The sequence below is a fragment of the Mesorhizobium sp. B2-1-3A genome (assembly GCF_006442655.1).
Taxonomy (GTDB): domain Bacteria; phylum Pseudomonadota; class Alphaproteobacteria; order Rhizobiales; family Rhizobiaceae; genus Mesorhizobium.
The window spans coordinates 338,847-350,297 of record NZ_VFWK01000001.1; the positions used below are offsets into that span (position 1 = coordinate 338,847).

8 protein-coding genes and 1 tRNA gene are annotated in these 11,451 nt (G+C 62.4%); 5 read left to right on the forward strand and 4 right to left on the reverse strand.

Annotation, left to right across the window (positions count from 1 at the left end):
- Positions 1-389: 389 nt before the first annotated feature.
- Entirely contained in the window at positions 390-1,322 is a 933-nt protein-coding gene (locus FJ977_RS01775; protein ID WP_140768005.1) for a lysylphosphatidylglycerol synthase domain-containing protein, read from the forward strand.
- 242 nt (positions 1,323-1,564) lie between these two features.
- Positions 1,565-1,638: transfer RNA gene (locus FJ977_RS01780), tRNA-Gln, on the forward strand.
- Between the two features lie 891 nt (positions 1,639-2,529).
- Here FJ977_RS01780 and FJ977_RS01790 read toward each other — a convergent pair.
- Entirely contained in the window at positions 2,530-2,952 is a 423-nt protein-coding gene (locus FJ977_RS01790) for a hypothetical protein (protein WP_246682797.1), read from the reverse strand.
- Positions 2,953-3,198: 246 nt separating this feature from the next.
- On the opposite strand from FJ977_RS01790, the gene FJ977_RS01795 reads away from it, so the two are divergent.
- Positions 3,199-3,819: a hypothetical protein gene (locus tag FJ977_RS01795; protein WP_140768008.1), complete on the forward strand. Its 621-nt coding sequence runs from the start codon at positions 3,199-3,201 to the stop codon at positions 3,817-3,819.
- Positions 3,820-3,949: 130 nt separating this feature from the next.
- On the forward strand, positions 3,950-5,635 hold the full coding sequence (locus tag FJ977_RS01800; RefSeq protein WP_140769663.1) for a hypothetical protein: 1,686 nt from the start codon (positions 3,950-3,952) through the stop codon (positions 5,633-5,635).
- A gap of 665 nt (positions 5,636-6,300) precedes the next feature.
- On the opposite strand, the gene FJ977_RS01810 is transcribed toward FJ977_RS01800, so the two are convergent.
- The gene (locus FJ977_RS01810) at positions 6,301-6,987 is read right to left on the reverse strand and encodes a D-lyxose/D-mannose family sugar isomerase (RefSeq protein WP_140768012.1); all 687 of its coding nucleotides are present in this window, start codon (positions 6,985-6,987) and stop codon (positions 6,301-6,303) included.
- A 244-nt stretch (positions 6,988-7,231) separates the two neighbouring features.
- Between FJ977_RS01810 and FJ977_RS01815 the strand changes: the two genes are divergently transcribed.
- Positions 7,232-8,290: a D-TA family PLP-dependent enzyme gene (locus tag FJ977_RS01815; protein WP_140768014.1), complete on the forward strand. Its 1,059-nt coding sequence runs from the start codon at positions 7,232-7,234 to the stop codon at positions 8,288-8,290.
- A 25-nt stretch (positions 8,291-8,315) separates the two neighbouring features.
- Here the strand turns inward: FJ977_RS01815 and FJ977_RS01820 are convergent, their stop codons facing one another.
- Together FJ977_RS01820 and FJ977_RS01825 are read right to left on the reverse strand one after the other, a co-directional pair.
- Positions 8,316-9,080 carry a heme ABC transporter permease gene (locus tag FJ977_RS01820; protein ID WP_140768016.1) on the reverse strand — a complete coding sequence of 255 codons (765 nt, stop codon included), beginning with the start codon at positions 9,078-9,080 and terminating at the stop codon, positions 8,316-8,318.
- A gap of 235 nt (positions 9,081-9,315) precedes the next feature.
- Positions 9,316-11,088, reverse strand: coding sequence for a glucan ABC transporter ATP-binding protein/ permease (locus FJ977_RS01825; RefSeq protein WP_140768018.1), 1,773 nt, complete (start codon positions 11,086-11,088; stop codon positions 9,316-9,318).
- Positions 11,089-11,451: the final 363 nt, after the last annotated feature.

An 11,451-nucleotide genomic window follows, 5' to 3' on the forward strand; every position in this document is an offset into this window, starting at 1 on the left:
GTGACGGACGCAGCAGGCGCTTTGGCATGTTTCAAGTTGCCGCCAGACTAACAGTGCCGTGCCCGATCACCAAGAGCCGCACGCCGAATTTTGCCGGCTGGACGCGAACCGCCTTTCGCTCCGCCGCCAAATGTGCCCGCGAGGCCGCGGTTGGCACGCGATGCCGGCGAAGACAATCTCCTGTCAAAGCCGATGTTGTCACCGCATGCCGGCGCCTTCGCGCCATCTTCGCCGCGGGCGAATCTTTGCCGGCTGCGGCGCGACAAGTGTTCGCGGTTGAATAGCCGGCTTCAATGAGGCATTTCTGAAATGTACGGAAGTCGCCGGGCAACCGGCCTTCCACCACCAAGCGAAAAGGAAGCGGACACGCAGCGCATGGCAGTCAGGCAATGAACTGGAGACGTTATTTCTGGCCGGTCGTCGGCATCGCCGCGGTGATCTTCTCGCTGCTACTGCTCTGGCACGAACTGCGCGGCATTTCGCTCGACGATGTCTGGGACGGGCTCGCCGCCATTCCAACCCGCGGCTGGATCCTGGCAGCGCTGAGTTCGGTCATCGCCTATGCCGCGCTCGCCGGCTACGACCACATCGCGCTGCTGCATATCGGCAAACGGGTGTCGTGGCTGTTCGTGACGCTATGCTCCTTCACCACCTACGCGCTGTCGCACAATATCGGCGGCTCGGTGTTCTCCGGCGCCGTCATCCGCTACCGCGCCTATGGCACAAGGGGCCTGACCGGCCAGGATGTCGGCGTGCTGGTGGCGATCTGCTGGATCACCTTCGTGCTGTCGACGATTCTGGCCTCCGGCCTCGTGCTGGTGTTCGAACCTCAGATCATCGACCGCTTTTCGGGCATCGCCCATCACGGCCTGTCGGAAGCGGCTGGCATCGCCATGCTGCTTCTGGTCGCCGCCTACATATTCGGCAGTTGGCTGCACCTGCGCCCGCTGAAGATCGCCAGCTTCCAGTTGCACTACCCAGCGCTGCCGATCGTCGCCAGGCAATTGCTGATCGGCCCGATTGAATTGCTTGCCGCGGCCGCCATCATCTTCTTCGCCCTGCCCGAGGCCCACAATCCCGGCTATTTCGTCGTGCTCGGCGTCTTCCTCGTCTCCTTCTCGGTCGCCCAGATCTCGCACGCGCCGGGCGGGCTGGGCGTGTTCGAGGTGGTGTTCCTGGCCGGGCTTTCGGACATGGACCCGGTCGGCGTGCTGGCGGCGCTGCTGGTATTCCGGCTGTTTTATCTCATCATCCCGCTGTTTCTGGGCCTGGGCATTGTGCTGTTCTTCGAGCGCTCGCAGTTCAGCCGGACGGAGAGTTGACGCACGGCCAGAAGACGTAGCCCCGTTCACGGGGAGTTGAGACGTGGTCGGCACAGCGGACGGAAAGCCAACTGCTAGGCTTTCGAACGACGAACGCCGGCAGGCTGATGAGGGGCAGCGCAAACTTGTGCCAATGCCGAAATTGAAGCGCAAAGCAGGCTTGACTATTTTCCGCTGGCGGCTACAAGGCAGCGCTCAAGCGGCTAAGCCGTTCGGCCCGCGCGGTTCATGACCACGCCTGCTGGGGAATAGGTTAACGGTAGACCCACGGACTCTGACTCCGTTAGTCCTGGTTCGAATCCAGGTTCCCCAGCCAAACAATTTCAAGTACTTAGCGTAAACCGAATAGACCTACCGACCCTCCATGTCGCGTTCAGCTTCCGAGCAGCGGACTGGCTTGACCACTATCGAGCAGCCAAGGGGCTCTGAATACCGTTCCTAACCAAGGTTTGGCCCGCTGCTTCGGTGGGGGACCTTTCTTATTTGGCAGTCGACTGAACGAGCACTGTGACTTGCTTTCGTGCATCAACCCTCACGAGACAATGCTCGGGGATGTCCGGCCAAGTCGCCTTGGAGCATTCCTCATCAGTGGCGACTGGGGCAACGGGTGTCACTACCAGTTGTTGCGGGCTTGCTGCCTGGGTGGGCGAGGAAGCAAAAAGCAGCGTCTGAGTAATGAGACCCGACACTACGGCGATTTGGACGAGGAAGGCAGCAAAGGCTATGTTCTTGACCATGTCCGACAACGCAGCGATCTGCAGCGGGTTCCTGGTGCCCTAAAATTTCGCGGTGGCAGCCCGCTGCCTCACGGTGGCGGGCCTTTTGCATTACTCGTCGACCTCTGGCGCATAGTCGTCAGGCCATCAACTTCGGCGAGGAAAACCACAGATCCTTGAAAGCGAGCATCGGCGGCGTCCAGTGGTTATCCCACTTATTAGTCCTGGTTCGAATCCAGGTTCCCCAGCCACTCTTTGTTTTTCGTGTGAAATCAGCCATTTACGCAAGATTCAATGTCCTGATTCAGACCATCCCGGGCCACCCGTTTGGAACGCCGAGCAATACGCCAAGCCGGTGTAGGCAGGCTGCAGACCTGCCGGCTAGAAGCTTCGCTTCGGGCGGCGAGGCTGCTGCCGCGACATGAATATACAGTCCACAACCGCCGCGCACATCAGCGCGATGACATTGTTGCGGTTGCGTGCCGGTCGCCTCATCCCTTCCACATCGTCGATCGAAGAACGGCCTGCATATGCTCCGGGAGGTCGAGTTCGCCGCGCGCCTCGATATCCAAAAGATACCGGGCCTTGGCCAGGCGATCGCCTTCCTCGACCGCAGCATAGCCACAGATGGCGAGCAGCGCCCTCTCCTCTTCCCGGCTGGCTCTGTCGGAGTCGCCGCCTATGCCGTGCAGCGCCTTGCCGAACGCCGCATATGCCGTCCTGTGCGCCTCAATCAGCTCTCGCAGTCTATCGGACGGTTCCTGGTCTCGGCCCGGCGCCTCTGTGCCCCGTGCTGTTGCCGCAACCGTCGAGGCGACGGCTGCGCTGCCGGAATGGAAAAGCAAGGCGCGGCGGTTGATCCCGGACGTGGCGAACTCTCCCATTTGATTCGATGGCCATCCGATCGATGACATGACACCATCGGACGGTAACACGACGGTTTGCACATTCGTGTCAGGATGGAAGGCCTGAGGCAGCCGACAGCAAGCGCGGCTGGGCGATGCGCTGAACCTGAATCAAGCTTCCCGCCCCCCGAGAACAGGCACGGTGTGTCACTTTGAGCGGCTTGAGGCAGTGCGATTTGCAAGGCAAAAAAGATCGATGGCCGCTGGCGCTCCAATGGCTAAGTTGCGTAGAAACTTTGTGCAAGAGGCGGCGTGGTGTCCACCGATAGCCAGTTCATTCTTGAAAGCATCAGCCAAGGCTGCGTGATGCTTGCCGATGGCGAATTCGTCATCGACAGGCTGGTGAAGTATGTCGGCAACGGAAGGATTCGGTGGCATGTCGAGTTTCGTGGGCACCGTGTCGAGTTCACGACCGGCCAGTTGAAGAAGCAGCCTACCTTCCGAAGGAAGATGCTCGAACAGGCCGGTGTGCTGCCGCCGCAGCGTGCCGGTGCCGACTACAGGCGATGGGCTCTTGATCTGAGAAAGAACGCCATCGAGCTTCCCTGGCGGGATAGACCGGTCGATGCCGGTTTTACCATCGACAGCCTGGTCAGTCTTGGAGGCGACCGTTGGACGGTTGACTATCAAGGCAAGGTCATCAAGTTCACGACGACCAAACTCCGCCGGCAGACCAGCTTCCGCAAGCGGATGCTGCTGAAGGCCAAGGTGCTGCCGCCCCAACTGGATGCGGTTGCCTATCGGAAGTGGATGGACTGGCTCATTCAAAACGCCACGGAGGCTGCACCACAGGCCAGCGATGCCTTGATGAGTGAGAAAAGTTGGCTTGACGACCTGCCCGAGCTGGCCGGCTGGCAAAACGAAGGAACCAATTAAGGCGGCTGGTGTGCCGGCGGTGCGGCTCATGGCGTTTGCCATGGCTGGAGATTTCGGCACACATTGATGGCCAAGGAATCTGGCCCGACCCTAGCTTGGCTCGCGGCCGACAAGACTTTGAATGGAACGCATGGACCGCTTCGACCTCGGCACCTATCGCCGCCCCATCTCCACCCGCTCCACCGAGACCCAGCGCTGGTTCGATATCGGCCTCAACTGGTGCTACGGCTTCAACCATGAGGAAGGCGTCAAGTGCTTCGAGAAGGCGCTGGAGACTGACCCTGATTGTCCCATGGTTCATTGGGGCATCGCCTATGCGGCTGGGCCTTTCTACAACCTGACCTGGAAGGAGCATGGCGAGGCCGAGGCCAACAGCGCGACGAAGCGGTGCTTCGAGCATGTCCAGCTGGCGCGCGCCAATGCGGCTGGCGCCAGCGAGGTCGAACGGCGGTTGATCGAGGCGCTTGCCAGCCGCTTTCAGAAGCCGCACCGGGTGAGTTCTCAGGAATTCGAACAATGGGATGACGCCTACGCCGCCGCGATGCGGCGGGTCTATGAAAAGTTTCCCGACGACCATGATGTGATGGCGCTGCTGGTCGAGGCGCTGATGATGCGAACGGTGCGGCGGCTATGGAACCTCAAGACCGGTGAACCGGCGCCGAATTCCGATGTCGTCGAGGCGCTTGAGGTTTGCGAGCGGTCAATCCGGCTCGCCGACGAGGCCGGCGCGGCACAGCACCCGGCGATCCTGCACCTGCATATCCATCTCCTGGAAATGTCGACCATGCCGGAACGCGGCATGCGCTCGGCCGACCGGCTCGGCGAGATGTGCCCCGATGCCGGGCACATGAACCACATGCCGGGACATATCTATGTGCTGTGCGGCGACTATGAGAAGGCTAGGATCGCCAGCGAAAAGGCGGTCCGCGCCAACGACCTCTATCTCGCCTATGCCGAAGAGCCGACCTACTATCTGCTCGGCTGCTGCCACGACCTGCATCTGATGATGTTCACCTGCATGTTCCTGGGCCAGTACCGGCCGGCCCTGTGGGCCGCCGACAAGGTGCGCAGCCTGGTGACACGAGACGTGGTCGCCATCCAGGACCGGCCCAAGCTCACGCAGACAGTGGAAGGCTATCATGCGATGAAATCGCATGTGCAGGTGCGCTTCGGTCGCTGGCAGGAGATCATCGACGAACCGGTGGTTGAAGAGCCTGGCCTCTACGTACTGACGGCGGCCATGCAGCACTACGCCAAGGGTGTCGCGCATGCGACGCTCAGGCAATTCACGGAGGCCGAGCGCGAGCGGGAACGGTTCCACCGGCATGTGGAGAACATACCGGCCGAGCGGCGTTTCCTCAGCAACCCGACCCGCGCCTCGCTGGCCGTCGGTGCCGCCTTGCTGGATGGCGAGCTCGCCTACCATCAAGGCCGGCACGAGGAAGCCTACGCCCAGTTGCGGCAGGCGGTCGAGCTGGACGACAACCTTTCCTACACCGAGCCATGGGCGTGGATGCACCCGCCGCGTCATGCGCTGGCGGCGCTGCTGCTCGACCAGGGCCATGCGCAAGAGGCCGAGCAGGTCTATCGCGACGATCTCGGCCTGAGCGCCAAGGTGCAGCGGTGCGCCCAGCATCCGGACAATGTCTGGGCGCTGCACGGGCTGGTCGAATGCTTGAGGCGCCGCGGCGAAAGCGAAGAACTGCCGGCCCTGCAGGCAAGGCTCGCCGTGGCGATGGCCAAGGCGGATGTGGCGATCAGCTCGTCATGCCTGTGCCGGACGGGCGTGCAATCGGCGGCAAGCTGCTGCCATTGAGGCTACGGCAGGCGTGCCCCCCCCTCGCCTCGCCACGTCTCATGGCCGACCACCGGTAGGTGTACCGAAGCGACGTCGTCGTCGACATTGGAAAAACGGCCCATCGGCTCGCGAAACGCGCTGTTGTTGATCAGGCCAGACCTGACCGGTTTTCCTCAATTAGCACGGAGCAGTCTATCTCATCATGAAGTTGAGCGTGTGGGTCAGGCGCCAGCCAGGAAGCGTAAGAGCGAAGCCGCTTGAGCCTGGCTGTTTTCTCGAGCCGCGCCTGACGCTCATCTTCTGGCTGAGCACGAGGCAGCCTTTTGTTCCACTCGCCAGGATACTGCATTCTCTGCTCTCCTCGGTCGGAGCGCGCAAAGAGGCCCACTCAATGAGGGAGTTGGCCCCTTACCGGAGGACCACCTGTCGCTCCGGGTCTCCGCTCTCCACCTGGGCTGGATGCCACCACAGGCGTCGACGAGAGTCGCCATCCATTTTGATGAGGCTGCCGCAATTACCCTCGGGCCTCGGCAAAGTTATCCTTCACACCTCAAGCCTCGGCTTCATCGAGCGCCGTGGCTCAAACTGACGACCAGCCTTGGTCATACCCGTGCCGGACGAGCGCGCTGCTGGCGCCAGGCTGCCATTAAAGCTGCCGATAGGCGACCGCCGCCGCCCTACCCTCAGCCCAGCCATTTCTCATAGTCGGCCACCAGCAGATGCACTGGAGCAACATCCTCGTCGATGTTGGAGAAGCGGCCGATCGGCTCGCGGAACACGTTGTCGGTCAGATCGTCGTTGACGGTCGACACCTCACCGATCAGCACGTCCTTGCCCTCGGCCCAGAAGGCGTGCCAGACGCCGGGCAGCAAAGTGACGCTCTGACCCGGGTCGAGCTTCAGGAGGCCGCCCGCTGGCAGCCTGTGGATGGTTCCGTCGACCGGCACCGACACCTCCGCCTTGGGGTCGATACCGCCGTCGCGATCGTGCATGAACAGTTCCAGCACCAGCTTGCCGCCGCCGCGGTTGATGATGTCCTCGGCCTTGATGTTGTGGCGGTGCATGGGCGACAGCTGGTCCTTGCGCGAGATCATGATCTTCTCGGCATAGAGCATGCCCATGCCCTTCTTCATGTCCTCGTAGCGGCCATTGCGCACGGTGAACAGGAACAGGCCGAGTTCCTTGAATTTCTCCTGGCCGTAATCGGTGATGTCCCAGCCGAGCCGCGAGGTGAATATGGCGGAGGAGTCGACCTGGCGCGTCTTCATCTCCTCGGGCGACCAATAAGCGAAGGGCGGCATGATGTAGCCGAACGAGCGGATGAAAGCGTCGGCTTCGCGGATGATGTCATTGATGGCGGAGCGTTTCATGATCGTAACCCTTCGTGTCGACACGCTTTAGGTTGTTGCATGTCGTCATCCCAAAACCGCTGGGCACTTTTGGGCGACATGCATTGCAAATCGCATAGCCGAACGCCGATGCGGTGTCGATCCATCTCGCGCGTGCCCGGCGCTGCGCCAGGCGCGGATGGCCCACCGATCCGGTTCGCTGGCAGCGTGACATCGCCCGCTTTCAGGCTCATAACCCCTGCGAATTCTCACAGAGTGATAGACTATGCCGACCGTTCACGACCTCGATACGCCGTCGATCCTGATCGACGCGGCGCGCGCCGAAGCCAACATTGCCCGCGCACAGGCCCATGCCGACAGAAACGGGCTGAAGCTCAGGCCGCATATCAAGACGCATAAGCTTCCTTACTGGGCGAAAAAGCAGGTAGCGGCGGGTGCTGTCGGCATCACCTGCCAGAAGATCGGCGAGGCCGAGGTCATGGCCGATGCCGGGCTGTCCGACATTTTTCTTCCCTACAACATCCTCGGCCGCGCCAAGCTGGAGCGACTGAAGGCGCTGCACGGTCGCGTCACCCTGTCGGTCACGGCGGACAGCATGGAAACGCTGGAAGGACTGGCCGCCACTTTCACCGATGCCGGCCATCGTCTCGCGGTGCTGGTCGAATGCGACACCGGCATGGGCCGCTGCGGCGTGCAGACGGCCGATGAGGCGGTTGCGCTGGCAAGGCTGATCGACAAGGCCGGCGGCCTCACCTTTGGCGGGCTGATGACCTATCCGGCGGCTGGCCGCGCGGCGGAGGCCGAAGCGTGGCTCGCCGACGCCAGGCAGGCGCTGACCGCTTCGGGTCTCGCCTGCGAACGCATCTCCAGCGGCGGCACGCCGGACATGTGGCGCTCCAGCGATACATCTGTCGTCACCGAATATCGGCCCGGCACTTACATCTATCTCGACCGCTATCAGGTCGCCAAAGGTGTCGGTACCTTGGACGATTGCGCGCTGACGGTGCTGTCGACGGTGGTCAGCCACCCGACGCCGACGCGTGCCATACTCGATGCGGGCAGCAAGGCGCTGTCCAGCGACACGCTCGGGTTAAAGGATTTTGGCGAGTTGCTTGGTGCCGCCGACGCAAGGGTGACCGGGCTTAGCGAAGAGCATGGCACGGTCACGCTTTCCGGTGACGTGAAACTGCGCATCGGCGATCGCGTGCGCGTGGTGCCCGATCATTGCTGTGTCGTCACCAATCTGTTCAACCAGGTCAACCTGATCGACGGCGAGAATGTGCTGGAAACGCTGCCGGTGGCGGCACGCGGGCTGATGGGGTGAGCTCTTTCGGCGGGCAACGGGTAAACTAGGCCGGTTGCCGTTCCGCCTGCCGTGCGGCGACCCTGCGCATGGCGATGACCCTGCGGCGGCGTATTTCCGTACGCATTGCCATCAAGTGCAGCGCGAAGAACAGCACCGTGAAGCCGATAGCCATGACCAGCAGCGGCCAGAGCAGGCTGGGATCGATGGTCGGGCCGTCCATCCGGAACACCGAGGCCGGCTGGTGCAGCGTATTCCACCAATCGACCGAGAATTTGATGATCGGGATGTTGATAAAGCCGACCAGCGTGATGATGGCGGCGGCCCAGGCTGCGCGGCTGGCATCGTCGAGCGCGCGGGTCAGCGCGATGATGCCGAGATACATCAGGAACAGCACGAAGACCGAGGTCAGGCGGGCATCCCACACCCACCAGGTGCCCCACATCGGCTTGCCCCAGATCGAACCGGTGATCAGCGCAAGTGCCGTGAAGACCGCGCCGATGGGTGCCGCCGATTTAAGCGCGACATCGGCCAGCGGATGGCGCCAGACCAGCGTGCCGAGGGCGGAAACCGCCATCAGCGTGTAGCACATCATGGCGAGCCAGGCGAAAGGCACGTGGATGTACATGATGCGGACGGTGATGCCTTGCTGGAAATCCTCGGGCGCGGTGAAGCTCATGTAGACGCCGGCAGCAAGGATGAGTGTGGCGATCGCCGCCAGCCACGGCACGACCCTGTCCACCAGCGCGACGAAGCGCGTCGGGTTGGCAAGGTCCATCCAGCCGCTCAGGCGTGAAGTCGTGTCGCTCATGTGACTTTACATAGACCGCCGCCGCGATTGGGGCAATCGAGCGGTGGTGTCGCAGGCGTGGAAGCGCCTTCCTTCTCCCCTTGCGGGAGAAGGTGGATCGGCGCGTCAGCGCCGAGACGGTTGAGGGGTGTTCCAGCGGAGTCAGAGGTTGGCGTTCCCTGGAACACCCCTCATCCGACCTCGCTTCGCGAGGCCACCTTCTCCCACAAGGGGAGAAGGAGGAAGCGTCATCCGCTCAGGCGGCCTCGCCCTGCACGGAGCGGCTGAGGCGGCGGACTTCTTCGTCGTTGAGCAGGCCGCCGGCGCGCAGCAGGCTGGCGAAGCGGCCGTTGCGCAGCGACAGTTCGGCGAAGCCGCCCATTTCGACCACCCTGCCCTTGTCCATGAACACGACCAGATCGGCGTCGCGAACGGTGGTCAGGCGGTGCGCGATGATGAAGGTGGTGCGGTCGCGCCGCAGTTCGTCGATCGCTTCCTTGACCCGGTCCTCGGTCTCCACGTCAAGCGCACTGGTCGCCTCGTCGAGCACCAGGATCGGAGCATCCTTCAGCACGGCACGGGCAATGGCGATGCGCTGGCGCTCGCCACCGGAGAGCTGGCCGCCACGCTCGCCGACCACCGTGTCGTAGCCATTGCTCTTGGCCAGGATGAAGTCCTGCGCGGCAGCCGCGACGGCGGCGGCATGGATCTCGTCATTGCTCGCATCGGCGCGGCCGACACGGATATTGTCCTCGATCGAGCGGTTGAGAAGCCCGGCGTCCTGGAACACGGTGGCGATCGAATGACGCAGCGACTTGCGGGTCACGGTGCGGGTATCGATGCCATCGATCAGGATACGGCCGCTGGACGGCGAGAAGACGCGCTGCAGCAGATTGATCAGCGTGGTCTTGCCGGCACCCGTCGGTCCGACGATGGCGACCGTCTGGCCGGCCTGGACCTCGAAGGACACGTCGCTGACGCCTTGCCCCGAATTGGCGAATTCGAAGCTGACATCCTCGAAACGGACATGGCCGGTGACGTTGGTGAGATCGCGCAGGCCATCGGGCTCCGCGGCATCGGCGGCCGAATCCTCGAGCTTGTAGAAGTCCTCAAGCTTGGCGCGGGCCTCGGAGATCTGGTTGGCGAAAGCCGACATCTGGTCGAGCCGCGAGATCAGCAGCGTGGCGAAGCCGGTGAAGGCGATCACGTCGCCGACGCGCAACTGGCCATGCGTGACCAGATATGCGCCAATCAGAAGCACCACCATCATCGAGATCGTCGACGACAGGCGATTGAGCGCATTGGCGATGGCCCACCAGTCGAGCACTGGGTTTTGCGCGTCGAGCAGGTTCTTGACGTAGCGGCGCAGCGTCTCGGCCTCATGGCCCAGACGGTTGTAGCTCTGCAGAACGGCGACATTGCTCACCGAGTCCGTCACATGCGCGAACACCTTGTGGTAGTGACGCTCGACGGCGGCCTGGCCTGCCTTGGTGCGCTTCATGACCAGCCGGCCGATGCAGACATAGAGCACGCCGAGCCCGAGCAGCACCATCGACATGCGCACATCCATGCTGAGCGCCGTGGGCACCAGCAGCACGAGTGCAACGGCGGTGGACAGATGCTGGCGCATGAATTCGAGCCACAGGCTGAACAGCGTCTCGACGGCGCGCAATAACGTGTGCAGCGCGTTGGAAGTGCCACGCTGATGATGCCAGGCGAGCGGCATGGTGATAACGCGTTCGAAGGACTGGCACAGCACTTCGCTACGCCGGGCGTGGGCAAAGCGGTCGGCGCCGCGCGCCACTAGGACGAAAGCGATGACATTGAAGGCGCCCAGGCCGGCCCATACTGCAAGCGTGGAGAATACCGAGCCGTGCTCGGAAATCGCATCGATGACCCGGCCAAACATGATCGGCTCGAGAATGGCGATGGCGGCAAGGGCGACGTTGGCCGAACAGATCAGCGCCACACGCTTCTTGTCGGCGGCCAGATAGCCCAGCGCTCTCCAATAGATCTGCAGAAGTGACACTTCAGCTACTCCGCCAACTCTCTATTGTGCCCAATACCAGTATTGTGCACTGCACCATTCCCTGACACGTAACGGTTGATGCGTCGCAAAACAATGCCCGTCTATCGCTTCCGTTCCCATTTAGCGAACAAAAGATGACGACGATACGAAATCTGACGTGATCACCTAACGGTTTGAGATAAAAGGTGAAATGCCAGCCTTGCGGCAAAATCATGGCAGCGGCGGAGCACTGCCACATTTTTAATCACAACAGGCTCGCATGGCTTGGTTCGGGAGCGTCTGGCGGACGCCTTCACGGGTCGTGTGCAAGTAACGAGGGACCGCGTCGCGCGTCCCGAAGGACGCGCGATCTGTCGATTTAAG